Annotated in this window: 27 protein-coding genes and 1 tRNA gene; 20 read left to right on the forward strand and 8 right to left on the reverse strand. The window is 53.5% G+C overall.

The annotated features are described in order from the left end of the window. Positions 1 to 412 precede the first annotated feature (412 nt). Entirely contained in the window at positions 413 to 865 is a 453-nt protein-coding gene (locus tag M8Q36_RS08660) for a YhcH/YjgK/YiaL family protein (protein WP_045513666.1), read from the forward strand. A gap of 40 nt (positions 866 to 905) precedes the next feature. On the opposite strand, the gene argF is transcribed toward M8Q36_RS08660, so the two are convergent. Continuing rightward, positions 906 to 1910 (reverse strand): ornithine carbamoyltransferase, encoded by a 1005-nt coding sequence (gene argF / locus M8Q36_RS08665; RefSeq protein WP_249880608.1) that lies wholly within the window; start codon positions 1908 to 1910, stop codon positions 906 to 908. After that, positions 1880 to 1975, reverse strand: coding sequence for a putative translational regulatory protein ArgL (gene argL, locus M8Q36_RS25575; protein ID WP_502825469.1), 96 nt, complete (start codon positions 1973 to 1975; stop codon positions 1880 to 1882). Before argL ends, argF begins: the two co-directional genes overlap by 31 nt. Positions 1976 to 2073: 98 nt before the next feature. On the opposite strand from argL, the gene rraB reads away from it, so the two are divergent. Beyond that, positions 2074 to 2496, forward strand: coding sequence for a ribonuclease E inhibitor RraB (gene rraB / locus M8Q36_RS08670; protein ID WP_017459078.1), 423 nt, complete (start codon positions 2074 to 2076; stop codon positions 2494 to 2496). Between the two features lie 45 nt (positions 2497 to 2541). Beyond that, a complete protein-coding gene (gene miaE, locus M8Q36_RS08675) occupies positions 2542 to 3300 on the forward strand; it encodes a tRNA isopentenyl-2-thiomethyl-A-37 hydroxylase MiaE (RefSeq protein ID WP_249880609.1) in 759 nt (252 codons plus the stop codon). Between the two features lie 20 nt (positions 3301 to 3320). Here miaE and M8Q36_RS08680 read toward each other — a convergent pair whose 3' ends face one another. Further along, positions 3321 to 3824, reverse strand: coding sequence for a GNAT family N-acetyltransferase (locus M8Q36_RS08680; protein ID WP_249880610.1), 504 nt, complete (start codon positions 3822 to 3824; stop codon positions 3321 to 3323). Between the two features lie 196 nt (positions 3825 to 4020). Between M8Q36_RS08680 and M8Q36_RS08685 the strand changes: the two genes are divergently transcribed. Beyond that, the gene (locus M8Q36_RS08685; RefSeq protein WP_249880611.1) at positions 4021 to 5223 is read left to right on the forward strand and encodes a YjgN family protein; all 1203 of its coding nucleotides are present in this window, start codon (positions 4021 to 4023) and stop codon (positions 5221 to 5223) included. Between the two features lie 95 nt (positions 5224 to 5318). Here the strand turns inward: M8Q36_RS08685 and M8Q36_RS08690 are convergent, their stop codons facing one another. The 3 genes from M8Q36_RS08690 to pepA all read right to left on the reverse strand — a co-directional run bounded on the left by M8Q36_RS08690 (position 5319) and on the right by pepA (position 10295). Then, positions 5319 to 8174, reverse strand: coding sequence for a valine--tRNA ligase (locus M8Q36_RS08690; protein ID WP_249880612.1), 2856 nt, complete (start codon positions 8172 to 8174; stop codon positions 5319 to 5321). Next, positions 8174 to 8617, reverse strand: a complete 444-nt coding sequence (holC, locus tag M8Q36_RS08695) for a DNA polymerase III subunit chi (RefSeq protein WP_020456318.1) — start codon at positions 8615 to 8617, stop codon at positions 8174 to 8176. Before holC ends, M8Q36_RS08690 begins: the two co-directional genes overlap by 1 nt. Positions 8618 to 8783: 166 nt before the next feature. Next, entirely contained in the window at positions 8784 to 10295 is a 1512-nt protein-coding gene (gene pepA / locus M8Q36_RS08700; RefSeq protein ID WP_017459072.1) for a leucyl aminopeptidase, read from the reverse strand. 153 nt (positions 10296 to 10448) lie between these two features. Between pepA and M8Q36_RS08705 the strand changes: the two genes are divergently transcribed. The 5 genes from M8Q36_RS08705 to M8Q36_RS08725 all read left to right on the forward strand — a co-directional run bounded on the left by M8Q36_RS08705 (position 10449) and on the right by M8Q36_RS08725 (position 15008). Further along, positions 10449 to 10499, forward strand: coding sequence for a hypothetical protein (locus M8Q36_RS08705; RefSeq protein WP_216848985.1), 51 nt, complete (start codon positions 10449 to 10451; stop codon positions 10497 to 10499). A gap of 63 nt (positions 10500 to 10562) precedes the next feature. Further along, a complete protein-coding gene (lptF, locus tag M8Q36_RS08710; RefSeq protein WP_249880613.1) occupies positions 10563 to 11663 on the forward strand; it encodes an LPS export ABC transporter permease LptF in 1101 nt (366 codons plus the stop codon). After that, a complete protein-coding gene (gene lptG, locus M8Q36_RS08715; protein ID WP_200552181.1) occupies positions 11663 to 12745 on the forward strand; it encodes an LPS export ABC transporter permease LptG in 1083 nt (360 codons plus the stop codon). Before lptF ends, lptG begins: the two co-directional genes overlap by 1 nt. 57 nt (positions 12746 to 12802) lie before the next feature. Continuing rightward, positions 12803 to 13285: a hypothetical protein gene (locus tag M8Q36_RS08720; protein ID WP_249880614.1), complete on the forward strand. Its 483-nt coding sequence runs from the start codon at positions 12803 to 12805 to the stop codon at positions 13283 to 13285. Positions 13286 to 13370: 85 nt separating this feature from the next. Then, on the forward strand, positions 13371 to 15008 hold the full coding sequence (locus tag M8Q36_RS08725) for a dihydroxyacetone kinase subunit DhaK (protein WP_249880615.1): 1638 nt from the start codon (positions 13371 to 13373) through the stop codon (positions 15006 to 15008). A gap of 34 nt (positions 15009 to 15042) precedes the next feature. Here M8Q36_RS08725 and ahr read toward each other — a convergent pair whose 3' ends face one another. Next, complete coding sequence (gene ahr / locus M8Q36_RS08730) at positions 15043 to 16062, reverse strand: NADPH-dependent aldehyde reductase Ahr (protein WP_017459067.1); 1020 nt, start codon at positions 16060 to 16062, stop codon at positions 15043 to 15045. A 238-nt stretch (positions 16063 to 16300) separates the two neighbouring features. Between ahr and M8Q36_RS08735 the strand changes: the two genes are divergently transcribed. From M8Q36_RS08735 to M8Q36_RS08770, 8 genes are all read left to right on the forward strand, one after another. Next, a complete protein-coding gene (locus tag M8Q36_RS08735; RefSeq protein ID WP_249880616.1) occupies positions 16301 to 16753 on the forward strand; it encodes a lysozyme in 453 nt (150 codons plus the stop codon). A gap of 135 nt (positions 16754 to 16888) precedes the next feature. Continuing rightward, a complete protein-coding gene (locus M8Q36_RS08740) occupies positions 16889 to 17524 on the forward strand; it encodes a DUF2589 domain-containing protein (protein WP_017459065.1) in 636 nt (211 codons plus the stop codon). A 57-nt stretch (positions 17525 to 17581) separates the two neighbouring features. Then, a complete protein-coding gene (locus M8Q36_RS08745; protein ID WP_249880617.1) occupies positions 17582 to 18265 on the forward strand; it encodes a DUF2589 domain-containing protein in 684 nt (227 codons plus the stop codon). Next, complete coding sequence (locus tag M8Q36_RS08750; protein ID WP_020456325.1) at positions 18258 to 18713, forward strand: lysozyme; 456 nt, start codon at positions 18258 to 18260, stop codon at positions 18711 to 18713. The genes M8Q36_RS08745 and M8Q36_RS08750 overlap by 8 nt, the downstream gene beginning before the upstream one ends. A gap of 16 nt (positions 18714 to 18729) precedes the next feature. Then, complete coding sequence (locus M8Q36_RS08755; protein WP_249880618.1) at positions 18730 to 19203, forward strand: ribonuclease domain-containing protein; 474 nt, start codon at positions 18730 to 18732, stop codon at positions 19201 to 19203. Positions 19204 to 19259: 56 nt separating this feature from the next. Further along, complete coding sequence (locus M8Q36_RS08760; RefSeq protein ID WP_249882741.1) at positions 19260 to 19670, forward strand: hypothetical protein; 411 nt, start codon at positions 19260 to 19262, stop codon at positions 19668 to 19670. Continuing rightward, entirely contained in the window at positions 19667 to 20083 is a 417-nt protein-coding gene (locus M8Q36_RS08765; protein WP_249880619.1) for a hypothetical protein, read from the forward strand. The genes M8Q36_RS08760 and M8Q36_RS08765 overlap by 4 nt, the downstream gene beginning before the upstream one ends. A gap of 159 nt (positions 20084 to 20242) precedes the next feature. Continuing rightward, positions 20243 to 20770, forward strand: coding sequence for an RNase A-like domain-containing protein (locus M8Q36_RS08770; protein ID WP_249880620.1), 528 nt, complete (start codon positions 20243 to 20245; stop codon positions 20768 to 20770). 96 nt (positions 20771 to 20866) lie between these two features. Here the strand turns inward: M8Q36_RS08770 and M8Q36_RS08775 are convergent, their stop codons facing one another. Continuing rightward, a complete protein-coding gene (locus tag M8Q36_RS08775; protein ID WP_175273830.1) occupies positions 20867 to 21466 on the reverse strand; it encodes a helix-turn-helix transcriptional regulator in 600 nt (199 codons plus the stop codon). Between the two features lie 609 nt (positions 21467 to 22075). On the opposite strand from M8Q36_RS08775, the gene M8Q36_RS08780 reads away from it, so the two are divergent. The 3 genes from M8Q36_RS08780 to alaE all read left to right on the forward strand — a co-directional run bounded on the left by M8Q36_RS08780 (position 22076) and on the right by alaE (position 26949). Beyond that, positions 22076 to 22160: transfer RNA gene (locus tag M8Q36_RS08780), tRNA-Leu, on the forward strand. 298 nt (positions 22161 to 22458) lie between these two features. After that, on the forward strand, positions 22459 to 25977 hold the full coding sequence (locus M8Q36_RS08785; protein ID WP_249880621.1) for an AAA domain-containing protein: 3519 nt from the start codon (positions 22459 to 22461) through the stop codon (positions 25975 to 25977). Positions 25978 to 26487: 510 nt separating this feature from the next. After that, complete coding sequence (alaE, locus tag M8Q36_RS08790; RefSeq protein WP_249880622.1) at positions 26488 to 26949, forward strand: L-alanine exporter AlaE; 462 nt, start codon at positions 26488 to 26490, stop codon at positions 26947 to 26949. Positions 26950 to 26989 lie beyond the last annotated feature (40 nt).

The following is a 26989-nucleotide window of genomic DNA, read 5'->3' on the forward strand; positions in this document are numbered from 1 at the left end:
TTGTAGCTATACACCTATTTTCGTGAATATGTAACCCGTTGATTGCTAAGTTTTTTCAACAGTGAATGGAATAGATATGCATAAAAATGAATAGAGCGGTGCTGCCGGGCGCAAAAAAGGGAAATAACCAGTGAATGAATGCGCAAATTAACAGGCTGCTGAAGTGTGATCGGGAAAGGTTTATTTAAATAAACGCTTTTTAATCAGTGGATAACAACTTTATGTCAGCGAGCGGCTGTGGGCTTTATGCATCGATGCTGCATAAAAGCGTAATCGACCTTAACAGGCATATAACATATTTTCCGATAAACATGCGTTGTGACAAATCTCTGGCAGAAAGTGGTGGTATGGCAGTGTGAATTTTCGTATAAAAGCTGAAAATGAAACGATGTTTTATGTTGAGGGCTACACCATGATCGTTGGCAATATTCACAATTTACAATCCTGGCTGCCGGAAGAGCTGCGCCAGGCCATTGAGCACGTTAAGCAGCACGTTACCGATGCCACGCCTGTTGGCAAACATGATATCGACGGCAACCGCCTGTTTTTCCTAGTTTCTGAAGATATGACCCAGCCGTTTGCAGAACGCCGCGCCGAGTATCACGCCCGTTATCTGGATATCCAGATTGTGCTGAAAGGCCAGGAAGGGATGACTTTTAGCACCCAGCCTGCGGGCGCGCCGGACACCGACTGGCTGGCGGATAAAGACATCGCCTTTTTGCCGGAAGGCGCGCAGGAAAAAACCGTGGTACTGAACGAAGGGGATTTTGTGGTGTTCTATCCGGGTGAAGTGCACAAACCGCTGTGTGCGGTAAACGCGCCAGCCCAGGTGCGCAAAGTGGTGGTGAAACTGCTGATGGCGTAAGCGTAATGCCCGGTCGCGCTGCACAACCGGGCATATTGCGTTATTTACTGAGGGTGGCGACCATCACCGCTTTGATGGTGTGCATCCGGTTTTCCGCCTGATCAAACACAATACTCTCCGGTGATTCAAACACCTCGTCAGTCACTTCCATGCCGCCGTGCAGTCCAAACTCTTCTGCCATTTTTTTGCCGAGCGTGGTCTTATCGTCATGAAACGCGGGCAGGCAGTGCAGGAATTTCACCTGCGGGTTGCCGGTGAGCGACAACATTTTGCTGTTGACCTGGTAAGGCCGCAGCAGCGCGATACGCTCAGCCCATTTCTCTTTCGCTTCGCCCATCGATACCCACACATCGGTGTAAATAAAATCGGCATCTTTCACTCCGCTCGCGATATCTTCCGTCAGCAGAATGTTGCCGCCGTTTTTCACCGCCAGCGCTTTGCATTCGGCGACCAGGCTCGCGTCCGGCCAGCAGGCTTTTGGCGCGACAAGGCGCAGATCCAAACCCACCAGCGCGGCGGCTTCAAGCATCGAGTTGCCCATGTTGTTACGCGCGTCACCGGCATAAACCAGTTTCATCTGGTTAAAAGCTTTGCCCGGCAAGTGCTCGCGCATGGTCAGCAGATCGGCCAGCAACTGGGTCGGGTGAAATTCATTGGTTAAGCCGTTCCACACCGGCACACCGGCGTATTGCGCCAGCGTTTCGACAATCTCCTGGCCATAACCGCGATACTGAATGCCGTCATACATGCGCCCCAGCACGCGCGCGGTGTCTTTAATTGACTCTTTATGCCCGATTTGGCTGCCGCTTGGGGCAAGATAAGTCACGCGAGCACCCTGATCATATGCGGCAACTTCGAAAGAGCATCGTGTGCGGGTTGAGTCTTTTTCGAAGATGAGCGCGATATTTTTCCCGGTAAGTTTCTGGACTTCCTGACCTTTTTTCTTATCCGCTTTCAGCTGAGCGGCGAGTTGCAGCAGGGTATTGATTTCAGCAGGTGTAAAATCGAGCAGTTTCAAAAAATGCTTTTGATAAAACGCGGACATATTTCCCTCACATGGCGAAGGCCACTCATTGAATTAAAATTCAATTTATATGTATGAATATGCATTTGCAACCCCGGGATATAAATCTTTTCGGCGAGGAGTGGAGGCAATGCCAGCGGTGTGTGACAATAAGTGTATCTGCCACATTGATGAGGAACGAGCCATGGCGAACCCGGAACACCTGGAAGAACAGCGCGAAGAGACGCGTTTGATTATTGAAGAATTGCTCGAAGACGGCAGCGATCCTGATGCGCTGTATACCATTGAGCATCACCTGTCGGCAGATGATTTCGAAACGCTGGAAAAAGCCGCTGTTGAAGCCTTTAAACTGGGCTACGAAGTGACAGAGCCGGAAGAGCTGGAACTGGACGAAGGCGAAGTGGTTATCTGCTGCGACGTGCTGAGCGAAAGCGCGCTGAATGCCGATTTGATCGACGCGCAAGTTGAGCAACTGCTTAACCTGGCTGAGAAATTCGACGTGGAATACGACGGTTGGGGAACCTACTACGAAGACCCGAACGGCGAAGAGGGTGACGATGACGACGAGGATTACGTCGACGAAGAAGATGATGGTGTTCGTCACTGAGTAAATATTGCGGCAGCGCTCGCTGCCGCAATGCAAGGAACCACAATGGATTACCCGCAAATACTCTCCCCGGTTTTAAACTTCCTGCACTGCCCGACACCGCAATCCTGGCTGGACAAAGCACGCGATCCATCAATGCTGCCGCTGCTGCTTACCGATCATATGGTGTGTGAACTGAAAGCGGCGCAAACCGCCATGCTGCTAGTGCGCCGTTATGTGGCGGATAAAAGCGGGTCGGACGCGCTACTGGCGTGGCTGAAACCGTATGAAGAATTTACCTTTCGCGAAGGGCCGGAGCCGGATTTTGTCGCGCTGCATAAGCAGATTGGCAAAAGTGTGATGCCGCAAACTGACGATGCCTGGGGCCAGGCGCTGATTGACAGCATGGTGCTGTTGATCAAAGAGGAGCTGCACCACTTCTGGCAGGTGCGGGAAGCGATGCTCGCCCGTAACATTCCCTATGTGAAAATTACCGCCAGCCGTTATGCGAAAGGGATGCTCAAAGAGGTTCGCACGCATGAACCGCTGACATTGGTCGATAAGTTAATCTGCGGCGCCTATATCGAAGCGCGCTCCTGCGAGCGTTTTGCTGCACTGGCGCCGTGGCTTGACGATGACTTGCAGAAATTTTACCTGTCGTTGCTGCGTTCAGAAGCGCGCCATTATCAGGATTACCTGGCGCTGGCGCAGCAGATTTCGACCACGGATATCAGCCCGCGCGTGCGCCATTTCGGTGAAGTGGAAGCGGGGCTTATCTCAACACCGGATGCGGAGTTCCGTTTTCACAGCGGCGTACCGGTGTAAAGCATCGGTACGCTTTCGGGCTACAGTGTTTTCAGCATCCGCACTTCGCAGTCTACGTGACCGGTGCAGCCGAGCGGCCCATCGATATGCTCAAAGCCAAGGCGTTCATAAAGCCCAATGGCGTCAGTCAGAAACGCGGTGGTTTCCAGATAACAGCGGCTAAAGCCCTGCTCGCGGGCATGTTCCAGCGCCATCTGCGCCAGTTTCTTCGCCAGCCCCTGCCCACGCGCACTGGGCAGGAAATACATCTTTTGCAGTTCGCAGATATCCGGTTCGCTACATTTCAGCGGCGCGACGCCGCCGCCGCCCACGACTTCGCCATTTTGCTCCACTACCCAATAGGCGCAACCCGGTCGGCTATATAACTGATACAGCTCATCCAGTTCGGGGTCGGCAACGGTGTAGCCTTTATCGGCAGTGAGGCCATATTCCGCAGATACCTGGCGGATCACAGATGCGATTGCTGCGTTGTCGGCGGCAGCAATCCGGCGCATTTTTACCTCTACCGGCGCGGTCACATTCATCTCTGCACTCTGTTTTCGGGGTTATAAGCTGATCCTGCTTAATACCACTACAGGGGCGTTCTGGCAAGACCAGGAATATTGGGCGCTATTTTTTTGACCGGCAGCTATTTAGACTTAATAGTGGAGATAACCATTTCGCAATATTGTTATGGTTGACTGCCTTTTTCCTGGCTTCTTTTTTACGATAAGGATTGTTATGACTCCCGAAACTCATGGTTCCGTGGCGGTTCCCGTGCGCCGTTTTCTCTTTCAGGGCAGCGGGAAAGGCTATTTCGTGGTTTGGCTGGTTAATATTTTACTGACCTTAATAACGCTGGGGTTATATTTGCCGTGGGCGTTAGTGCGCGCGCGTCGTTATTTTTATGAGAATACTGAACTTAGCGGTGCGCGTTTTTCTTATCACGCGACCGGGCGTTCTATTTTTGTCGGCTGGCTCTGCCTGCTGGTGCTGTATGTGATTTTCTTTATTAACGTGGCCTACCAGAACGTGCTTTTACAGCTCTGTATGATGGGGCTGTTCCTGATTTTCTTCCCGTGGTTGATTACTCAGGGTCTGCGTTATCAAATGCTGATGACCGAGATTAACGGTGTGCGTTTTAATTTCTACGCCAGCCCGTTGCGCGCCTGGTGGGTGATGATGGGATGCCCGTTGCTGGTTATTATTGCCTCGGTGGTGGTGTTCTCCCTCTTTGTGACGTCTGCATTAAGTAGCGGCTCATATGGTGCTATTTCGGTGATGATTGGTATCGGTACATTGGTATTGCTGCTGGGGATTGCCATTATGCAGGGCGTATATGTTGCGCAATGGTTTAGCATGCTGATTAATAATTTGCAGTACGGCAAACTGAAATTCTCCGCTGAAATTTCAATGAAAAAATGCATCACCATTGTGGTGCTATCGATGCTGCTGTTTGTACCGTTTATTTTGCTGGTAATGGTACTGGTTATGCCGTCACTGATGACTCTGCAAGAGAATGCCTACGCAGCAGGTGGCGATCCGGAACAATTAGCGATGATGATGGGGCCGATTTACGGCAAATTGGTGCTGAGCTATTTGATCTATATTGCCGGGGCGATTGTCTGCTTCCTTTTCGCGTTTGTGAAACTGCGCGCCTATATTTACGGGCAACTGACGCTGGAAGGGAACATTCGTTTCTCCTCGACGGTGGCGATGGGGCGTATGTTCTGGATTTCCATTACCAATATGCTGGTGTGTGGCGTCACGCTGTTCCTGGCATGGCCGTGGGCGAAAGTGCGTATGACCCGTTATTTGCTGGAAAATACCCATGTTCATGGTGACCTGGAAGCGCTGACGCTGGAAGACCATGGTGTGCAGCCCGCAAAAGATCCGGCGAACCTGCTGGCTCGCGGTTTGTCGTTCTACCCGGCGGTACTGTAATTCGGGAAAACTTGCCGGATGGTGGTGACACCTTATCTGGCCTGCAAAATAAAAAAGCCGGGCAGCGATGCCCGGCTTTTTCTTCTGCGCGGTGATTACAGCGCGGCGATAACCGCCTGCTGCTCAATCAACTTCGCTTTCGCTTCCGCGTAGCCATCCAGCTTCTCGCGCTCTTTGGCAATTACCGCTTCCGGCGCGCGCGCCACAAAGCCTTCGTTGCCCAGTTTGCTTTCGATGCGGCCAATTTCCTGCTCAACTTTCGCCACTTCTTTCGCCAGACGCGCCAGCTCGGCATCTTTGTCGATAAGACCCAGCATCGGGATCAGCAGCTCTGCGCCATCAACGATTTTGGTTACCGAAACCGGGCCTTTATCGTCAGCAGGCAGAATGGTGATGCTTTCCAGACGTGCCAGCGTTTGCAGGAAGCTCAGGTTGTCGTTCACACGGCGCTTCGCGTCCTCGCTCGCGCTACGCAGCAGCAGCTCCAGCGGTTTACCCGGCGCGATGTTCATTTCGGCGCGAATGTTACGTACCGCGATGATCGCCTGTTTCAGCCACTCGGTATCTGCCAGCGCTTTCTCATCCACCTGCGCTGCGTCGTACTGCGGGAACGGCTGCAACATGATAGTGTCGGCGGTAATGCCTTTCAGCACTTTCACGCGCTGCCAGATGGTTTCGGTGATAAATGGAATGATCGGATGCGCAAGGCGCAGCAGACCTTCCAGCACGGTCACCAGCGTGTTGCGGGTACCGCGCAGTTCCGCTTCAGAACCCCCGTTCATGACCGGTTTGGTCAGTTCCAGATACCAGTCGCAGAACTGGTTCCAGGTGAACTCATACAGAATGCCTGCGGCGATATCGAAGCGGAAATTATCCAGCGCATCACGGTAGGCTTTGATGGTCTGGTTGAATTCCGCGAGGATCCAGCGGTCTGCCAGCGACAGCACCATGTCGCCGCCGTTAAAGCCGCAATCCTGATCTTCGGTGTTCATCAGTACAAAGCGGCTGGCGTTCCACAGCTTGTTACAGAAGTTACGGTAACCTTCCAGGCGTTTCATATCCCAGTTGATGTCGCGACCAGTTGAAGCCAGCGCCGCGAGGGTGAAGCGCAGGGCGTCGGTGCCGTGCGGTTCAATGCCGTCCGGGAACTGTTTCTCGGTGCGCTTGCGGATTTTCTCTGCCAGCTGCGGCTGCATCATGTTGCCGGTGCGTTTTTCCAGCAGATCCGCCAGCGAAATACCGTCAACCATATCCAGCGGGTCAATCACGTTGCCCTTGGATTTGGACATTTTCTGGCCTTCGTCATCACGGATAAGACCGGTCATGTAGACGGTTTTAAACGGCACCTGCGGCTTGCCATTTTCATCTTTGATGAAGTGCATGGTCATCATGATCATGCGCGCAATCCAGAAGAAGATAATGTCGAAGCCAGAAACCATCACGCTGGTCGGGTGGAACTGGCGCAGCGCGTCGGTGTTTTCCGGCCAGCCGAGGGTCGAGAAGGTCCACAGCGCGGAGGAGAACCAGGTATCCAGCACGTCATCGTCCTGGCGCAGAGCGACATCGGCGGCCAGATTGTTTTCCTGGCGCACTTCCTCTTCGTTACGACCAACATAAACGTTGCCGTCGTTGTCGTACCACGCTGGAATGCGGTGGCCCCACCACAGCTGGCGGGAGATACACCAGTCCTGAATGTCGCGCATCCAGGAGAAATACATGTTTTCGTACTGTTTCGGCACGAACTGGATGTCACCGTTTTCCACGGCTTCCACCGCCGGTTTCGCCAGCACATCGGCGCGAACGTACCACTGGTCGGTGAGCATCGGTTCGATAACCACGCCGCCGCGATCGCCGTACGGAACGGTCAGGTCGTGCGGTTTGATCTCTTCCAGCAGGCCAAGCGCGTCCACCGCCGCGACAATCGCTTTACGCGCGGCAAAACGTTCCAGCTTCTGAAACTCTGCCGGGATATCCGCCGGGTAAACATCGGATTCGTTGCCGTTGGTGTCGTAGACTTGCGCGCTTTCACGGATATCGCCGTCAAAGGTCAGAATGTTGATCATCGGCAGCTTGTGGCGACGACCCACTTCGTAGTCATTAAAGTCGTGCGCCGGGGTGATTTTCACGCAACCGGTGCCTTTTTCCATGTCGGCGTGTTCGTCGCCGACAATCGGAATACGGCGGTTGACCAGCGGCAGCACCACGAATTTGCCAATCAGATCTTTGTAGCGCGGATCTTCCGGGTTCACCGCCACGCCAGTATCACCGAGCAGGGTTTCCGGGCGCGTGGTGGCAACCACCAGGTAATCTTTACCGTCGGCGGTTTTCGCGCCGTCGGCCAGCGGGTAGCGGATATGCCACATTGAGCCTTTCGACTCGCGGTTTTCCACTTCCAGATCGGAAATCGCCGTGCGCAGTTTCGGGTCCCAGTTCACCAGGCGTTTGCCACGGTAAATCAGGTCTTCTTTATACAGGCGGACGAACACTTCTTTTACGGCGTTAGAAAGGCCTTCGTCCATGGTGAAGCGCTCGCGATCCCAGTCTACGGAGTTACCGAGACGGCGCATCTGGCGGGTGATCGTGCCGCCCGATTCCGCTTTCCACTGCCAGATTTTGTCGATAAAGGCGTCGCGACCGTAGTCGTGGCGGGTTTTACCCTCTTCGGCGGCAATTTTACGCTCAACCACCATTTGGGTGGCGATACCCGCGTGGTCAGTCCCCGCTTGCCACAGGGTGTTTTTGCCCTGCATGCGCTGGTAGCGGATCATGGTGTCCATGATGGTCTGCTGGAAGGCGTGGCCCATATGCAAACTGCCGGTGACGTTCGGCGGCGGGATCATGATGCAGAAGCTTTCCTGGCTTTCATCACCGTTCGGTTTGAAATAGCCCTGCTTTTCCCACTGCTCGTACAGCGGCTGTTCGATATCTTTGGGGTTGTATGTCTTTTCCATTATTTCCAGGTTGCCGTGTTCAGGTTGAAACCAGCCATGCGGTACGCTTTATAGCGTTCGCGCGCCAGTTGTTTCAGAGAATCTTCGTGAGGAACGAAGTCTATCACTTCTGTGAAAGCGGTGGCAAAATCTGCAAATTCCGCGCGCAGGCTGATCAAAATATCGCGCGGGCTGCTGTTGCGTTTTTGGGGCCAGGCCAGCTCCACCGGCGCACCGCCGCGTGGTCCTTCACCTGCCAGATTGTGCGGGACAAAGCTCTCCGCCGGGCGCGCCCACAGCGCTTCATCCAGACGAATAGCTTGTTGCTCATCGGCACAGGCAATCAGCACGCGTTTACCGTTACGCCAACGTTCTGCGGCAATTTCACACACCAGTTGTTCGACGGCGCTTAAGCCATCCTGTTGGGTATCATTATCCAGAAGGTAGAACGTCGCATTTTTCATATATGGGGCTTTTGGTTGAGGATTTAAACGCTATAGCCGTCGTCTTTCACGCTGCCTCTTTGTTGGGCTGCCGCCGCGATGCAACGCGAAATCCACCGGAGATAGCGTTCATATTGCGCGAGGTTGCAGGCCGGATAAGCGCAGTGCTATCCGGCCTTGACGACGCTTACTCTTCGCCGTTAAACCCGGCGCGGTTCAGCAGGAACTGCGACAGCAGCGCCACCGGACGACCGGTTGCGCCTTTGGCTTTACCGGAACGCCATGCAGTACCGGCGATATCCAGGTGCGCCCAGTTGTACTTACGGGCAAAGCGAGAAAGGAAGCAACCGGCGGTGATTGCCCCGCCAGGACGGCCGCCGATGTTCGCCATATCCGCGAAGTTAGATTCCAGCTGTTCCTGGTACTCATCAGCCATCGGCAAACGCCATGCGCGATCGCCCGCCTGCTCGGACGCGCCAATTAGCTCGTGCGCCAGCGGGTTGTGGTTCGACAGCAGTCCGGTGATGTGGTGGCCGAGCGCAATCACACACGCACCGGTCAGCGTCGCGACATCGATTACCGCTTCCGGCTCGAAACGCTCAACGTAAGTCAGCACGTCGCACAGTACCAGACGGCCTTCGGCGTCGGTGTTCAGCACTTCTACCGTCTGGCCGGACATAGTGGTCAGCACGTCGCCCGGACGATAAGCGCGCCCGCCTGGCATGTTTTCACAGCCAGCAAGCACGCCAATGACGTTGATCGGCAGTTGCAGTTCAGCAACCATGCGCATCACGCCATACACCGCAGCAGCGCCGCACATGTCGTACTTCATCTCATCCATGCCTTCGGCAGGCTTGATGGAGATACCGCCGGAGTCAAAAGTCAGGCCTTTACCGACCAGCACGATTGGACGCGCGTCTTCTGCCGGGTTGCCTTTGTATTCAATCACCGACATCAGCGATTCGTTCTGCGAACCCTGGCCGACCGCGAGATATGAGTGCATGCCCAGCTCGCGCATCTGCTGCTCGCCAATCACGCGGGTCACCACGTTTTTGCTGTAGGTATCAGCTAACTGGCGCGCCTGAGACGCGAGGTAGCCCGCGTTACAGATATTTGGCGGCATATTGCCGAGATCTTTCGCCGCTTTGATACCGGCGGCAATGGCCAGACCGTGTTGAATGGCGCGCTCGCCGCTGGTCAGCTCGCGGCGGGTCGGCACATTGAACACCATTTTACGCAGCGGGCGGCGCGGCTCGCTTTTGTTGGTTTTCAGTTGGTCGAAGCTGTAAAGGGTCTCTTTCGCGGTCTCAACGGCCTGGCGTACTTTCCAGTAAGTATTGCGCCCTTTTACATGCAGTTCGGTCAGGAAGCAGACGGCTTCCATTGAGCCGGTATCATTCAGCGTGTTAATGGTTTTTTGAATCACCTGCTTGTACTGGCGCTCGTCCAGTTCACGCTCTTTACCGCAGCCAATCAGCAAAATACGTTCGGAGAGGACATTCGGTACGTGGTGCAGCAGTAAAGTCTGCCCCGGCTTGCCTTCCAGTTCCCCGCGACGCAGCAGCGCACTGATGTAGCCGTCACTGATTTTATCGAGTTGCTCGGCGATCGGAGAGAGCCGGCGCGGTTCAAAGACGCCGACAACGATGCAGGCACTCCGCTGTTTCTCCGGGCTACCGCTTTTTACACTGAACTCCATGCACTACGCTCCTGAATCTTAAAGACAACGGCGGCGGCTACGGATAGAATTGCAAGCTTTCGTAACTCGTGTCCGCTGTTGCGGTGACTTCGTGTTAATCTTAATGTTACTTCGGTTTCGGCACGTCAGAATCGGGTCTTACGCACGTATCCGCTGAGTATATTAATCTTAGCGATCATTTCGACGACTCAAGAGAATAAATGACGTTTAAGCCATGAAACAAGCTATTTTCCAGCAAAAATACTGGTTTTTACGGGCGTATTTAAAGTGATAATCATAAGATATCTGGTACGGGAGACGCTAAAAAGCCAGCTTGCGATCCTATTCATCCTGCTTCTGATTTTCTTTTGTCAGAAACTGGTCAGGATTTTAGGCGCAGCCGCTGATGGCGAAATCCCTACGAACCTCGTGCTCTCACTGCTGGGGCTGGGCGTGCCGGAAATGGCGCAGCTTATCCTGCCGTTGAGTCTGTTCCTCGGTCTGTTGATGACGCTGGGCAAACTTTATACAGAAAGTGAAATCACCGTAATGCACGCCTGCGGCCTGAGCCGCGCGGTATTGGTGAAAGCGGCGATGATCCTCGCGTTGTTCACCGGCATTGTCGCTGCGGTCAATGTTATGTGGGCTGGCCCGTGGTCTTCCCGTCATCAAGATCAAGTGCTCGCAGACGCGAAAGCGAACCCTGGCATGGCGGCGCTGGCGCAGGGACAATTCCAGCAGGCGACGGATGGCAACTCGGTGCTGTTTATCGAAGGCGTCGAGGGCAAAAACTTCAAGAATGTCTTCCTCGCGCAGATTCGCACCAAAGGTTCCGCCCGTCCATCAGTCGTCGTAGCGGATTCCGGGCATCTCTCGCAGCACAAAGATGGCTCTCAGGTGGTGACGCTCAATACCGGTACCCGCTTTGAAGGCACCGCGATGCTGCGTGATTTCCGCATCACCGATTTCCAGAACTATCAGGCAATTATTGGTCACCAGGCGGTGGCGCTCGATCCGTCGGATACCGAGCAGATGGACATGCGCACGCTGTTCAAAACCGATACGCCGCGCGCGAGCGCCGAACTACACTGGCGCTTAACGCTGGTGTTTACGGTGGTGATGATGGCGCTGATGGTGGTGCCGCTGAGTGTGGTCAACCCGCGCCAGGGCCGTGTACTGTCGATGCTCCCCGCCATGCTGCTTTATCTGGTCTTCTTCCTGCTGCAAACCACGCTGCGCTCGAACGGTGCGAAAGGCAAACTCGATCCGTTGGTGTGGATGTGGCTGGTAAACCTGGCCTATTTAGCGCTGGCTGTGGTGCTGAACTTGTGGGATACGGTGCCAATGCGCCGGGTTCGCGCCCGTTTTACGCGTAAAGGAGCGGTATAATGCAGGCTTTTGGCGTACTTGACCGCTATATCGGTAAAACCATTTTCACCACCATCATGATGACGCTGTTCATGCTGGTGTCGCTCTCCGGCATTATCAAGTTTGTCGATCAGCTGAAAAAAGCAGGCCAGGGGAGCTATGACGCGCTGGGCGCCGGGATGTACACCATTCTCAGCATCCCGAAAGATATTCAGATCTTCTTCCCGATGGCGGCGCTGCTTGGCGCGCTGCTAGGGCTGGGCATGCTGGCGCAGCGCAGTGAGCTGGTGGTCATGCAGGCTTCCGGCTACACCCGCATGCAGGTGGCGCTGTCGGTAATGAAAACGGCCATCCCGCTGGTGCTGCTGACCATGGCGATTGGCGAGTGGGTCGCGCCGCAGGGTGAGCAAATGGCGCGTAACCAGCGTGCGCAGTCGATGTATGGCGGCTCTCTGCTCTCCACGCAGTCAGGTTTGTGGGCGAAAGACGGCAACAACTTTATCTATATTGAGCGCGTAAAGGGCGACGATGAACTCGGCGGCGTGAGCATTTATGCCTTCAATAAAGAGCGTCGTTTGCAGTCGGTGCGCTATGCCGCGTCGGCGAAGTTCGATCCGCAGGAGAAAACCTGGCGGCTGTCGCAGGTTGATGAATCTAACCTGACGGACCCGAAACAAGTTACCGGCGCGCAAACTGTGAGCGGCACCTGGAAAACGAACCTGACGCCGGACAAACTTGGCGTGGTGGCGCTGGATCCGGACGCGCTCTCGATCAGCGGTTTGCACAATTACGTGAAATACCTCAAATCGAGCGGCCAGGATTCCGGGCGCTACCAGCTCAATATGTGGAGCAAAATCTTCCAGCCGCTGTCCGTGGCGGTGATGATGCTGATGGCGCTGTCGTTTATCTTCGGGCCGCTGCGTAGTGTGGCGATGGGCGTACGTGTTGTCACCGGCATCAGTTTCGGCTTTGTTTTTTACGTGCTGGATCAGATTTTCGGCCCGTTGACGCTGGTGTACGGCATCCCGCCAGTCGTCGGCGCGCTGTTGCCGAGCGCCAGCTTTTTCCTGATTAGCCTGTGGCTGATGACGCGAAAAAGCTAGTTGATACCTGAAAAGAGAGGCTGAGGCCTCTCTTCTTTTTTCTGCAAGGAGCACCGTATGTTGATACGCGCAGCAACGCATCTCTCTGCCATGATCGTCTCTTGTTTGTTGAGTGCGCTAGTTACCGTAGCGATGCTGAGCGCGCAGTGGGCGCTTTCCATGCTCAGTGATAGCGCGGTGCTGGTACTCGAACTGCTGGTGGCCGTTATTGCGCTGAGCCTGGTACGCTGGTTGATCCAGCGAGCGGATGCTCTGGCGCAGTTGGTTGGTACCGTGCGACGCGGTTCGCCGCAAGAGTCACAGGCAGACCGGGTACTCGCCCGTTTTCGCGTAGCGGACAACACGTTGAGCAGCCTGTGGGTCGTTTTTTCACTTCCGGCCATCGCCGGGTTCTTCCTCGTGGATTCGCATACCGCCATGTATTTGCACGCTGCGTTGCTGGTGCTGGCGATTAGCGGGGCTATTGTGCTGGGCAACCGTCTCGACACGCTGCGCAACCTGCGCGGTTACGCGACGGACTTTGGCCGCAAAGCGCCGTAAATCCATTCAGTAAAATCTGTTCTTTACCCCGTCCCGCACCGCGCGGGCTATGCTTGAGGAACGATTCACAACTTTTTGGAATATTATGTCCAGATTCTTTTTCAATGACCGCAAACAGCTGGTCAATGATGCCATTGAAGGTTTGGTAATTTCTGCACCACACGGCAACCTCGTTCGACTCGATATCGATCCCGCTATTCGCATTGTGGCCCGCGCCGACTGGGATAAAAGCCGCGTAGCGGTGATTTCCGGGGGCGGTTCCGGGCATGAACCGGCACACGCCGGGTTCGTTGGCAAAGGCATGCTCACCGCCGCCGTTTGCGGTGATGTCTTCGCCTCGCCAAGCGTGGATGCGGTGCTGAACGCGATTGTGGCAGTCACCGGCGATCGCGGCTGTCTGCTGATCGTGAAGAACTACACCGGCGACCGGCTGAACTTCGGCCTCGCGGCAGAGAAAGCCAAGCGCTACGGGCTGAAGGTGGAAATGGTGATCGTTGCAGATGACATCGCCCTGCCGGACAACAAGCAGCCGCGCGGCATCGCCGGTACAGCACTGGTGCATAAGATTGCGGGTTATGCTGCGGAACATGGTAAGTCGCTGAGCGAAGTGCGCGATATCGCTCAGCAGGCCTGCGACAACGTTTTCAGCCTCGGGCTGGCGATGGAGACCTGCAACCTGCCGGGCGGCGATAGCGAAGAGGGGCGCATTCAGCACGGGAAAGTCGAGCTGGGGCTGGGGATCCACGGCGAACCTGGCGCGACCACCGTTGATACGCACAACAGCAAGGAGCTTATCGATACGCTGGTTAAACCGCTAAAAGCGGCGGTAGGTGACGATCGGGTGGCGGTGCTGATTAACAATCTCGGCGGCGTCTCAGCGCTGGAAATGGCGCTGCTGACCAAAGAACTGGCGCATTCAGCCTTAAAAGAGCAAATTGCCTATCTGATTGGTCCCGCATCAATTGTTAGTTCGCTGGATATGAAAGGGTTTTCGCTATCCGTCTTGCGCCTGAATGACACTTTCGAGCAGGCGATTTGCGCCGATGTGCAGACCGTAGGCTGGCAGAAACCGGTGCCATTCGCGCCGATGAAAACCCAGCCGCACAGCGCGGTGTATGACGGGCTGGAGATTGAACCTTCCGACAATCCGCAGGTGAAAGCGTTGGTCAACACGGCGGTTAATACATTGATTGACCTTGAAAATCGGCTTAACGCGCTGGATGCGAAAGTGGGCGACGGCGATACCGGCTCAACGTTTGCCGAAGGGGCGCGGGAAATCAAACGTCTGCTGGAGCAGAATGCCCTGCCGTTGAACAACACCGCGCAACTGCTACAACTGGTTGGCGAGCGGCTGGCGACGGTGATGGGCGGCTCCAGCGGTGTGCTGATGTCGATTTTCTTCACCGCCGCAGGCCAGGCCGTACATAACGGTACGCCGTTGCCGGAAGCGCTGTTGCTGGGGCTGAAGCAGATGAAACATTACGGCGGTGCGGATCTCGGCGATCGCACACTGATCGACGCACTGCAACCGGCGCTTGAAGCGCTGCGCGATAGCGGGCTGGATGCCGCGGTAGCTGCGGCTAAAGCTGGTGCAGACAGCACGGCGACAATGCAAAAGGCAGGTGCCGGGCGTTCATCGTATGTGAACAGTGAAAATCTCGACGGAGTAACCGATCCGGGGGCTGTCGCAATTGCGGAAGTGTTTGCTGCTATTGCGAAATAAAAAAAGCCCGGCCATAGTGCCGGGCTTTTTCACATCAGAAATCCGCTTTTAACACCACGCGGTAACGGGCTTTGCCGTCGCGCACATGCTGCAGCGCTTCGTTAATCTGCGACATCGGGAACATTTCGGTGGTCGGTGCCACTTTCGCGCGTCCGGCGAATTTCATCAGCTTACGCAGTTCATACGGTGTGCCGGTTGCGGAGCCGGAAACGCTGCGATCGCCTGCGATCAGCGTAAAGGCCGGGACTTCGAGCGGCTTCAGCACTGCGCCAACGGTGTGGAAATGCCCGCCGTGAGTCAGCGCCTCAAAGTAGGGCTGCCAGTTCAGATCAACATTTACCGTGTTGATGATCAGATCGTACTGACCCGCCAGGGCTTTCAGCGCATCCGCATCGCGGCTGTTCACCACGTAATCGGCACCCATAATGCGCACTTCTGCCTCTTTTGCCGGGTTCGAGCTAAACGCCGTCACTTCGCAGCCCATCGCGTGCAGCAGTTTAATAGCGATATGGCCCAGCCCGCCGATACCGATCACGCCAACGCGGCTGGTGGCGGTGATGTTGTGCATCAGCAACGGTTTAAACACGGTAATGCCGCCGCATAACAGCGGGCCGGCGGTTTCGATATCAATACTGTCCGGCAGCGGGATCACCCATTGCCAGTCGGCGCGCAGTTTATCGGCAAAGCCACCGCGATTAAGAATGGTTGGCACCGCGCCTTGCTGGCAGTTGATCTGATTGCCATCAATACAGGCATCGCAGTGACCACAGCTGCGCGCCGTCCAGCCGATACCCACGCGTTGGCCGATTTTCAGCCCTTTGTTTTGTGCCGCACTGCCAAGATCCACCACGCGACCAATCACTTCATGCCCGGCGACCAGCGGATACTGGGAGAAACCCCATTCGTTATCGATCATCGAGAGATCCGAATGGCAGATCCCGCAGTAATCCACCTGCACTTCCACATCTTCCGCCGCCAGCGGGCCAGCGTCATACTCCTGCAGCTCCAGTGCGGCACCAGCCTGCGGTGCGGCATAACTTTTAATGATGCTCATCACGGATTCCTTTGATTTAGAGGGAGACGCATGAAGTGTAGGGCATCTGCCCGCTCTGCGGCAGCCTGTGCATGTGCATACCGCCCGTTTCGTTAATGTATGGCGGTGTATAGCACGCCGCAGGCCGCTATTTTCGGATTTTCCATACGGCTATTTTGGCGCGGTGACTTTGCAACACGATGTGTCCGAACCATCCTCAAAAGGTGCTATACCCACCCACAAACCCGGAGCAACCACCATGGCGAATCAACCGCAAAGTACAGGCGCTGGCGGCCTGGCGCTAATTAAATCTTTTGAAGGGCTTAGGCTGGAAAAATACAAAGATGCCGTGGGTAAGTGGACCATTGGCTACGGACATTTGATCTTACCGAATGAAAACTTCTCCCACCCGATTACCGAAGCTGAGGCCGAAGCGCTCCTGCGCACCGATCTGGTGATGACCGAGCGCGGGGTACACAAAGCGGTGACAGTTGCGCTTAATCAGAACCAGTTTGATGCGCTGGTAGCGTTCACCTTTAACCTTGGCGCTGGCAATTTGCAGAGCTCGACGCTGCTTAAACTGCTCAACCAGGGGGAGTACGCGCAGGCGGCAGATCAGTTTCTGCGCTGGAATAAAGCCGGCGGCAAAGTGCTGGCAGGGCTGACAAGACGGCGTGAAGCCGAACGCGCGCTGTTTTTAAAACCTGTTTAACCGGGCACGTGTCTTAGGCCATTTTCCCCGTTTTTTACCGCCATCCAGCCAATATTTTCAGCCTCTTCGCTCTATTACTGTGGGTTTGCGAATTCGCAACGCGATGTTTTCGTATAACCCACAGGAGTATGCATTATGGATTCACAATTTATTGGATCGGTCATTAATGCACTGCCGCTGGAGCACATGATTGGCGGCCCACTGCAGGCAATGATCAAAGCGCAGGTGCAGGCGAGTAAAGCGTACGCCGACTTCCTGCTCTCGGTGTGTATCAAGGATGGTAAGGCGGAGTCGGTGCAGTTTGATTACGACGAAACCGTGGTGGATGACAAGGGCGTTATCCAGGGCGTGGTGAAAAAGACCATGCGCATCCCGCTGCTGGCGGCCATTTCCCACCCTAACATCAGTATCGAAGAGGGCACCATCGACTTCGAGCTGGAAGTCTCCCAGAGCGAAGCCAGCAGCAGCCAGACTGAAGCGGAAGCCTCGCTGGAAGCCTCTGTTGGCTGGGGGCCGTTCAGCGTGAAAATCACCGGTCGCGTCTCGCACAAAGCCCAGCAAACCCGCTCCAGCGATACCCGCGCGAAGTACAGCATCCATACCCAGGTTAAACGTCAGCCACCGCCGGAAGCTCTGATGCGCGTGATTGATTTCCTGACGGATGCCGCAACACGCCCGGCTGTCCTGCCGTCAGAGGCGAAAAAGCTGGAATCGAAACAGCTTGATGCCTACCCCGAAACGCCTGCCACAGCGGAAAAAGCGCCGGCGTAATTCTCACTATCTTCCCCCTGAGGCTGCCTGGCAGCCTCATTTCTCACGGAGCGCATTATGTCAATGAAAGACTGGCTTCGCGGCAACCGTGGCGCGGAACCGAAGGCGGACTCACCTGCGCCGCCGCCACCGCCGGAGGAGAGTGCCGGGCTGCCACCTGCCGATCCGCCACCCGAAGATGTCGCCGGATTACCGCCCGCCGATCCACCGCAGGATCCGCCACCGCCACCGGGCGACGGCACGCCACCCTCTACTTCAGGCGTGACGCTGGCCGATATCACGCGCGGCATGCAGCATGCGGCCTCGGCGGCAAACCAGCTGATCGCGCATCAGTACATGCAGGCGCTGGATCCCTTTTTTGAACACAGCGACGACGGGCGGCTGGTGCCGAAAATCGTCGAAATGGAGCTGGATGATCGACACCACTTCAAATTGCCGCTGGTGGCGCTCTCCACACCGCGTGGGCTGATGCTGGAGAAGATGAAAGTGTTTCTCACCGTGCGCACCGACGCGGTGGAACAGCAAAGCGCAATGTCCGGCACGCCTGACGACGCGGTCAGCCGTTTTCACGTCAGCATGTCGCCGCCGAGCCATGGAAGCAACGGGCGCGACAGCGGGCATGTGGATATCGAAATGCAGTTCACCGTACTGGAGCCGCCGGAGAGCGTGTTGCGGCTTATCGAAGAGTACACCCGACAAGTTCTTCCTCAAGTAAACGACAGGAGTGATGACAATGGCTAATCAACCCCTGAGCACCGGCGCTGCCGGGCTGACGCTGATTAAATCTTTCGAAGGGCTAAGCCTTGAGAAGTACCGCGACGCGGTAGGCAAATGGACCATCGGCTACGGGCATTTGATTTTGCCCAATGAAAACTTCCCCCAGGCGCTGAGCAAAGTGGAGGCGGAAGATCTGCTGCGCGCCGATCTCGGGATGACCGAACGCGGCATCCACAAGTATGTGACGGTGGATCTTAACCAGAACCAGTTCGACGCGCTGGTCGCTTTCGCCTTTAACGTCGGACTTGGCAACCTGCAGAACTCAACGCTGCTGCGCCTGCTCAACCAGGGCCAGTATCAGGAGGCGGCGGATCAACTGCCGCGCTGGAACAAGGCCGGCGGCAAGATTCTGGCGGGACTGACGCGCCGACGTGATGCCGAACGTGCGCTGTTTCTGGCACCGATTAACTGACTCATGGAGCAAACTGATGAAACGATATCTCCCGATAGTCACCTTTGTCGGTCTGCTGTTAACTCAGCCCGCCTGGGCCGAGTTGCCGCAATGCAGCGCGGTGGTGCAGGCGGCTAATCAAGAGTTAGCAAAACTGAATAAGAAAACCGTTCAGGACGACAAGAAACTGACGGCTCTGCTCAAAACCCTGAACCGCGATGACGTGCTGCCAGCCGATTACGTCACGCGCGATCAGGCCATCAAACTGGGCTGGAGCGGCAAGGCGGAGGACTCGCTATGGAGCGTGTGGGCGCTGAACAAGAAGCAGTTGGGCGGCGACCCGTGGAGCGGTAAACCGTTGCCGGGCAAAGGTAAATGGTATAGCGCGGATATTGATAGCGTACGCGGTCTGCGCAGTAACAAGCACCTGATTTACAGCCCGGACAGCGCGACGCGTTATCTCACTACAGATAACGACGCCACGACCGTCACGCTTCCTCCTTGCCAGTAGTCGCTATTGCGGCCTCATCCCATTCGTTGAGGCCGCCTGTTCAGGAGGGAAATATGATGGCCGCAGATGGGCTGCAATTGCTAAGCCAGGGGCTGGCCGCGCTCGCCGGATTGTTCGGCGGGCTGAGCGTGTCGTTTTTCTGGCAGCCGAAAAAACTGCATCAACACGGGCGCCTGGCCGCCGGGATCATCATTGGCGCGATTAGCGTGAGCACCACTTTCACGCTCGGCGGGTTTATTGCCCGCTGGCTGGGAATGAACTTTAAAGACAGCGATATCGCCATGGGCATTGGCTATTTTGTTGGCGCGATAAGCGTCGGCATGATTGCTTGGCTGGCCAATTTCTTTAACCGCCGCGAAGGACATGACATTTTGCAGGTGGCCGGAGAGTTAAAACGCGCGGCTCGCGGCGTGAAAGCCGCACCGCGTCGCCGTGTGCCGCGCCGCAAACCAGAGGAACCATCATGACGCTTAAACTCCTTTTTTGGGCCATCACGCTGGTGGATGTGGCGATTGCGGTGATCATTTTTGTGAGCGCGCTCAGCAGCCGCATGCTTGATATTCCGCTGTGGTATCGCCTTGGGCTTTTAATCACGGCATTTGGTTTTACCGGGCAGGGTTGTTTGAATTTACCCTACCTGCTGTTTAACGTGACATTAATGGCGCATGAGTTACCTTTCTGGATATTAAAAGATATTGGTATTGGGATAATCTCAATTTATTATTTTTGGCACACCATGCACAAAGAGGATAAACCCGGCAAAACACCGACACGTAAAAAAACGGTGGCGGTGAAAAAGACGCCTGTCGCTAAAAAAACTACTGAGGCTAAAAAAACGCCAACCCCACGCACACCACATAAGAAAACACCCGCACAATAATTAACGCGGAGTGGTAAATTTATTTTACTGCTCCGTGAAATGGCCCAGGCCATTTATCATTCCTGCACTGGTCACTTGTCAAATATTCTGAAATTCACTCGGGCGGTAATTTAATTCTGCGAATTCGCACTTTCTTTATTCCACTCGCAGGAGATGATTATGTCTGTAAACTCTGTTTTTTCACGTAAGGTTAAAACGCGCAGCATTATTTCTTTGGCTGCGGTATCGCTGTTTTTATTCTCAACCGGGGCCATGGCTGTAAATGTTGGCCCGGCCTGTAACCTGCCTGGTGCTGGCCTGACGGCCGCGCAGTGGGCGCAGAATCAGGATAACGCCGGTGGGCATATGACAGTTTGTCATGTCGGTAAAGCCGATGCATGGCTGCAGCAGCGCACTGTCGCTAACCAACCGAGCTGCCCGCAAACGAATACCGCCTCGACATGGACGGATGCGGATGCGGCGTGGAATTCTATCGGTAATACTATTCAGGCGTTCTGTGCTGGCGCGACCAACAATACCGCAGCGGTTAATTTCACCATTGCGCTGGGTGGGAATGGCACTGTGAACGTGGGCAGGGCGTATGGCAATGGCGCTTTTTATAATATCGCCAACGATCGCCAGGCGTTTATCCGCTTAGTGAATAACGGTGGACAGTGGCGCGTACAAACAAGTTATCCAAGAAATTAAGTTAAACGACAGGAGCATTATGCCCACGCATAATGCTCCTTTTATGCTCAGGAAAAAGAAAATAAGTTAACGCGAATCAAATAAAGATAATCAGGACTACTCTTCCGAATACATCATCGCGGCCTGAGTACGGTTATTTACATTCAGACGGCGAAAAATCGATTCCAGATGCGCTTTCACCGTGCCCGCGCTGATATTTAAATGGCGGCTAATTTGTTTATTTGACTCCCCGGCGGCCAGCAGCTTCAGGATCTCACGCTGGCGTTCGCTCAGGCGGGCAAGGGCGCTGTGCCCATTGTCCAGCAACGTAATGCTCTCCTGCGGCAGACAGAACATCCCCAGCGATGCGCTACGCAGTGTCTGAGCGATGGTTTCCGGGGGGGAATCGCGCCGGACAAACGCAATCGCGTGATGATTTAAAAATAACCGTAATAACGTCGGCTGACATTTATTCATCAGCATCACTACGGGGATATTCGGATGACGACAGGCTAAAATATCCAGCAATTCGAGGCTCGAGGTTTTATTACCATCACCATCGAGAAGAATTAATGATGCTGGAAATTCATTAAGCGTATCATCAATGTCGTTTTGATTATTCAGTCCACGAACTTTTACCTCCGGAATATATTGCGACAGTACTGATGCCATTCCTTCAATAAATATTGACTGCTTGTCAATCATGAGTACATGCATACGTTATCTCCACGTAATAGCGTTCGCCATTGAGACTGGTAATCATCAAAGTATTCAATGAAATGCAAAAAAAGAAACAGGCTAATTGTCATAGGTCTTTTAACCGATATGACAGATAAAACATTATTGGATGGGATAAAGTGATTGAGAAAATATTATATATGAAGAATGGTCGCTTCGCTATTTTACGGATTATTAGCAGGCTCTGTTTTTACAAATATCGGGAGAGCGGCACGAACGTATATTTCGTTAGTCAGGTTATTTGCGAGACTGACTATAGAAGGGAGAAGGGAGAAGGGAGAAGGGAGAAGGGAGAAGGGAGAAGGGAGAAGCCTGGAGTGCTAGCGGATTGTGACCCTGGAAGGGCAGGGGCTGATATGGAATGTTCAAAGATGGTAGCCGGAAGGGGAGCGTACTGGATCGAAGGGGTGACGCGGGTAAGGGAGTAAGAGGTTAATAAGGAGTTAAAGAGGAAAGAATTTATAAAGAAAGAGGTGACAGCTTGTAGAACGTTGATTTTTTCAGCACTTAGCGGCGTATGACAACATCGTGACTTGCATAGCCGCCCGCGGCAGGTATAATCCAACACGTTTCCGCATCCCCTTCAGTGCCGAAGTGGCGAAATCGGTAGACGCAGTTGATTCAAAATCAACCGTAGAAATACGTGCCGGTTCGAGTCCGGCCTTCGGCACCATCGGAACATCAACAGACGTCAATGGACGTCTTTTTTTGTGCCTGAAATCCAGTATCCGCAAGGCTTTCCTCGCTTTTTCACACAACCTGATTCAATTTACATTAAATTATTGATGTTTGGTGTGTGACTCTTGTATATGCCTAAATACTTATTAATCAAAAAGTTATTTTTGAAATCCAATTTTCTCTTCGAGCTAAACAAACTCTTGCGCTCGCACTTGCATCGTGGACAATGTTTAACCATGAGCAAAATTTATATGAACGAAATCAACGGCATTATTTAAGTCACGGGATGGGAAATGGACAGCAATACTCATGGATTCACTTCATACTGGCGTAACACCTTAGCTGATGCCGAGTCTGGAAAAGGGGCATTTGAGCGTAAAGATGAAGATGTATTCACACGATGGATGGATGTCACGACTGAAAGGTTAAATGAGGAGCTTGTTCAATCGTTCTTCGATGATGAGGATGAACAGGTTAAGACCGTAGAGGTGCTGTTACGGCCACAGGTATGGATCCGCCTGATAAAGCATGGCAAAGAACGAGCGGCGGGAGCACCTGGTTTTATTACACCCCTGGTTATTTCCGCACTGTTGAATCGCGAAGGCTTTTTGTTCCCCACATCTCCTGCCACCATTCCCCGTGACCTGCTAGAGCCGCTTCCCAAAGGCACTTTTTCAATTGGTGAGATGGAGCAGTATGACAAGTATAAAACTACCCATCATTCAATCACTTTTGGTCCCGGTAATGAGGATGAGCTGCGTGAGGAAACAGACGAACAACGAGCGGAACGACATGCTCGTTATCAGCAGTTGTGGCAGAAGTATCTAAAAGATACAGATGAACTTTTAAAACATGTTGCTGGCAAATGGCTCGCGTCGCCTGAGCAATATGAACAAGCTGGATATGGCTACATTATTAAAGCCAACCAGCCCGGTGGGGCCAGCATCCATATTCTGCCTATGTACGATGATTTGCTGTCGTGCAAAAAAGAGGTTCCATTACTGGCTCGCTTTGCTTCGAAAGAGAAGTCTCCTGTTGAGCCGCTCCTGGCCAGCAATGCCATGTTCAGTGAGCGTCTGGGGTACTCCGGCGATAAGTTTCCGCTGGCTGTCGCGCAGCGCGATGCCCTGAGCCATTATCTCACTCAACAACCGGGTGATATTCTTGCCGTTAATGGTCCTCCGGGAACCGGGAAAACCACGTTGGTTCTCTCAATCATTGCTACTGAATGGGCGAAGGCGGCGCTTAATAAAACCGAGCCGCCGGTAGTGATTGCTACCTCAACCAACAATCAGGCCGTAACCAATATCATAGAGGCCTTCGGTAAAGATTTTTCTACCGGTACCGGCCCCATGGCTGGGCGCTGGCTGCCAGAAGTGACAAGCTTTGGCGCTTACTTCCCATCCTCTGGCCGGAAGGCCGAGGCAGCAAAAAAATACCAGACGGAAGATTTTTTTAACCGTGTTGAATCTCTTGAATATGTAGAAGATGCACAGGTCTTCTTCCTTGAAAAGGCAAGAGTGGCTTTTCCGTCCGAGGAGTGTCGTTCCCCTGAGTACGTTGTGGATCTCTTGCATAAGCGTTTAGTTAAACTCTCTGAAAAACTTGAGCAAATCCAGCCCGCGTGGGACAGGTTGAACACAATCCGTCAGGAGAGGCGCGCCATTAGCGATGATCTTGAACAGTATATTCAGGACAAGAGTACGTTACTGCTCAAGACAACAAATGAAATCTCGCTATTAACACAGGGCAAAAAACAGTGGCAGCAATATCGAGCCGGTGAGTCGATCATATTCGCTCTCTTCTCCTGGCTTCCCGCCGTTCGTACTAAGCGTCACTATCAAATGAAGCTGTTTTTGGAAGCTACATTTGGTGAAAGAGTGACAGCATTCCAGGGATCTCTGCCTGATGGAATTGATGCATTCATCAATGGCCTGATTACACAAGCGCTTAAAGAGCAGGCAGAGTTCCAGCAACAAATCGATCTTGCTGAGGATGTTTTCCGACGAGAAAACGAAGCAGCCTTATGTTGGCGCGAGATTATTCATTCGCTGGGGTATCAAGGCGAGGCGGAGCTTTGTCTGAGCGAAGCCGATGAGCTTGCCGATACACAGATCCGTTTCCCGGCGTTTCTGCTGGCGACGCATTACTGGGAAGGTCGGTGGCTGATGGATATGGCCGCCATTGATGGTCTCCAAAAGGAAAAAGGCCGTAACGGAGCGAAAAGCGTTAAAGCTCGCTGGCAGCGCAGAATGAAACTCACACCTTGTGTCGTGATGACCTGCTACATGCTGCCTCATCATATGAAAACCAAGGAATTTGCAGGAAAGGGCAAGCCATATGATAAAAGCTATTTTTATAATCTTGCCGATCTGTTGATCGTAGATGAAGCGGGGCAGGTACTCCCCGAAGTGGCTGCAGCCTCCTTCGCATTAGCGAAGAAAGCGCTAGTGATTGGTGATACGGAGCAGATTGCGCCTATCTGGAACAGTTTACCCAGCATTGATATCGGCAATATGGTGGAGGAGAAACTTCTCCCCGGCGGTACTCAAGAAGAACTCATGGATGCTTATGCGCGAGTGTGTGACTCAGGAAAGAGTGCTGCATCTGGCAGTGTCATGAAGGTCGCACAGTTTAACTCGCGCTACCAATATGACCCGGACCTTGCGCGGGGGATGTATCTGTACGAACACCGTCGCTGCTTCGATAACATCATTGGTTACTGTAATACGCTCTGTTATCACGGCAAGTTGCAGCCCAAACGAGGGGAAGAAAAAGGGACGATTTTTCCTGCAATGGGTTATTTGCATATTGATGGTAAAGGTATGCAGGCCAGCGGTGGAAGCCGCTATAACACCTTTGAAGCTGAGACAATAGCAGCGTGGCTTGCGGCTCACAAAGAAGACATTGAATGCCATTACGATAAGCCTTTACATGAGTTAGTCGGCGTTGTTACTCCATTTTCGGCACAAGTCAGTACGATTAAATCGTCATTACGCAAACTGGATATAAATTGTAATGGCGATGAAAATTCCCTGACAGTGGGTACTGTTCATTCATTGCAGGGGGCGGAAAGGACGATTGTCCTTTTCTCTCCGGTCTATTCGAAGCATGAAGATGGCGGTTTTATCGATAGTGACAGCAGCATGCTGAACGTCGCCGTTTCGCGTGCTAAAGATAGCTTTCTTGTCTTTGGTGATATGGACCTGTTTGAGATCCAGCCTGGCTCCTCGCCGAGGGGGTTGCTGGCAAAATACCTGTTTGCTTCAGCTGGCAATGCTTTGCAGTTTGAATACAAGGAACGCAAGGATTTAAGCACAGCGCAAACGCAGATTTCTACCTTGCACGGGGTTGAACAACATGATGCGTTTCTGAACCAGACTTTTAATGTTATCGGTAAGAGTATGACTATCGTTTCCCCCTGGCTGACATGGCAAAAGCTGGAACAAACGGGCTTTCTGGCGTCAATGGCTCAGGCACGTGCTCGGGGCATCGATATCACCGTGGTGACAGATAAAAGTTTCAATACTGAGCATGCCGATTATGAAAAGCGCAAAGAGAAACAGCAGCGCCTTAATGATGCAGTGGAAAAACTAAACGAGATGGGGATCGTGACGAAGCTAGTTAATCGTGTTCACAGTAAAATTGTAATTGGTGACGAAGGGCTACTGTGCATAGGGTCGTTCAACTGGTTTAGTGCCACACGAGATGAGAAATATCAACGATACGATACATCGATGGTCTACCGTGGCGAAAGTTTAAAAGGTGAAATAAAAACGATTTATTCCAGCCTGGAAAAACGTGAGTTGTAATTCTGGGGAATCATTTTGCTGATTGTGTTTTCATGAAAACTATCTGGCAGCATCATATTTAATGATGTTGCCAATAGCTTTTCCTTGCCAGTGTCAGGGCGGTATTGGGTTGCATCGTATATATCTCTTCTTTTTTACGTGCTCCCAGGACCTCATGATTTAGGTTTCAATGAAGCCTGTAAAAACGAGCGTAACGAGGATTGCCAGTCGCCGCCTGGCGCCCTGCATACAGCCACAGCTGAACGGGCGGTTCCTGTCTGCGCCTGAGCTCTGGTATCAGAAGCCTGGAGAAGTGTTTCATCGTGGCGCGAGGCATCGTAGCGATGACGTTCAGGTCTCTGCGGTTGCAAAACGATAAGAAATTAGCAAACGCAGTTCGCGGACCGAGTTTTGCCGGTATCTAATCAATAGCAACCTGAGCGGCTTACCACCGCCTTTGTACTACTATTACGAGTCATCTGTTTTTAATGAATACGTGTTTTAACACCACACCACGACAGGAAATAAAATTTGCCTCAGCGCCCGGATCAGACGAAACGTCGAACTGCGTTTATTGCAGATACCACCGCGTTAATCGTTTTTTTCACCATCACAGGCATCATTAATGAACGCATTCTCGCGGGCATGACGTGGGAACAAGTGTTTCATGCCCGGCTTCTCGGCGCCGCCCTAATGGTTCCGGTGGCAAGGCCATATGGCGTGTGGCGGGACTGGTTAATGAAGCGTGCCGGCTCGAGCCGCTTTTCAAAATTGCTGTGGGACAGTGCTGCGCTTGTGAGTTTTCAGGTACCTATCTATGCCGTGATCATTGCGGTCAGTGGCGCCTCGGGAAGCGGGCTGATAAAAGGGACTTTAGGTGCAGCGTTGATGATGCTCTTGTTGGGGCGCCCTTACGGTGCCTTTCTTAACGCGGTGCGTAAGCTGTTTGGCTTACCACCAGGCGGCGACAAACCGATGTCGTTGAACACTTAAACCTTCTTATGTGCCGACGCGAACGCTTCCCCGGCGTGTT

The sequence above is a fragment of the Kosakonia sp. R1.Fl genome (genome assembly GCF_023516815.1).
Taxonomy (GTDB): Bacteria; Pseudomonadota; Gammaproteobacteria; order Enterobacterales; family Enterobacteriaceae; genus Kosakonia.

Excerpts from the sequence above, each read along its gene's own strand:
- M8Q36_RS08770 (WP_249880620.1), top strand. The coding sequence starts at position 20,243 with ATGTCTGTAAACTCTGTTTTTTCACGTAAGGTTAAAACGCGCAGCATT.
- M8Q36_RS08760 (WP_249882741.1), top strand. The coding sequence starts at position 19,260 with ATGGCCGCAGATGGGCTGCAATTGCTAAGCCAGGGGCTGGCCGCGCTC.
- M8Q36_RS08775 (WP_175273830.1), bottom strand. The coding sequence starts at position 21,466 with ATGCATGTACTCATGATTGACAAGCAGTCAATATTTATTGAAGGAATG.
- M8Q36_RS08690 (WP_249880612.1), bottom strand. The coding sequence starts at position 8,174 with ATGGAAAAGACATACAACCCCAAAGATATCGAACAGCCGCTGTACGAG.
- M8Q36_RS08735 (WP_249880616.1), top strand. The coding sequence starts at position 16,301 with ATGGCGAATCAACCGCAAAGTACAGGCGCTGGCGGCCTGGCGCTAATT.
- ahr (WP_017459067.1), bottom strand. The coding sequence starts at position 16,062 with ATGAGCATCATTAAAAGTTATGCCGCACCGCAGGCTGGTGCCGCACTG.
- lptG (WP_200552181.1), top strand. The coding sequence starts at position 11,663 with ATGCAGGCTTTTGGCGTACTTGACCGCTATATCGGTAAAACCATTTTC.
- M8Q36_RS08745 (WP_249880617.1), top strand. The coding sequence starts at position 17,582 with ATGTCAATGAAAGACTGGCTTCGCGGCAACCGTGGCGCGGAACCGAAG.
- pepA (WP_017459072.1), bottom strand. The coding sequence starts at position 10,295 with ATGGAGTTCAGTGTAAAAAGCGGTAGCCCGGAGAAACAGCGGAGTGCC.
- holC (WP_020456318.1), bottom strand. The coding sequence starts at position 8,617 with ATGAAAAATGCGACGTTCTACCTTCTGGATAATGATACCCAACAGGAT.
- M8Q36_RS08680 (WP_249880610.1), bottom strand. The coding sequence starts at position 3,824 with ATGAATGTGACCGCGCCGGTAGAGGTAAAAATGCGCCGGATTGCTGCC.
- M8Q36_RS08765 (WP_249880619.1), top strand. The coding sequence starts at position 19,667 with ATGACGCTTAAACTCCTTTTTTGGGCCATCACGCTGGTGGATGTGGCG.
- miaE (WP_249880609.1), top strand. The coding sequence starts at position 2,542 with ATGGATTACCCGCAAATACTCTCCCCGGTTTTAAACTTCCTGCACTGC.
- argL (WP_502825469.1), bottom strand. The coding sequence starts at position 1,975 with ATGCATATTCATACATATAAATTGAATTTTAATTCAATGAGTGGCCTT.
- M8Q36_RS08725 (WP_249880615.1), top strand. The coding sequence starts at position 13,371 with ATGTCCAGATTCTTTTTCAATGACCGCAAACAGCTGGTCAATGATGCC.
- M8Q36_RS08740 (WP_017459065.1), top strand. The coding sequence starts at position 16,889 with ATGGATTCACAATTTATTGGATCGGTCATTAATGCACTGCCGCTGGAG.
- M8Q36_RS08720 (WP_249880614.1), top strand. The coding sequence starts at position 12,803 with ATGTTGATACGCGCAGCAACGCATCTCTCTGCCATGATCGTCTCTTGT.
- rraB (WP_017459078.1), top strand. The coding sequence starts at position 2,074 with ATGGCGAACCCGGAACACCTGGAAGAACAGCGCGAAGAGACGCGTTTG.
- M8Q36_RS08755 (WP_249880618.1), top strand. The coding sequence starts at position 18,730 with ATGAAACGATATCTCCCGATAGTCACCTTTGTCGGTCTGCTGTTAACT.
- argF (WP_249880608.1), bottom strand. The coding sequence starts at position 1,910 with ATGTCCGCGTTTTATCAAAAGCATTTTTTGAAACTGCTCGATTTTACA.
- M8Q36_RS08750 (WP_020456325.1), top strand. The coding sequence starts at position 18,258 with ATGGCTAATCAACCCCTGAGCACCGGCGCTGCCGGGCTGACGCTGATT.
- M8Q36_RS08785 (WP_249880621.1), top strand. The coding sequence starts at position 22,459 with ATGGACAGCAATACTCATGGATTCACTTCATACTGGCGTAACACCTTA.
- M8Q36_RS08660 (WP_045513666.1), top strand. The coding sequence starts at position 413 with ATGATCGTTGGCAATATTCACAATTTACAATCCTGGCTGCCGGAAGAG.
- M8Q36_RS08685 (WP_249880611.1), top strand. The coding sequence starts at position 4,021 with ATGACTCCCGAAACTCATGGTTCCGTGGCGGTTCCCGTGCGCCGTTTT.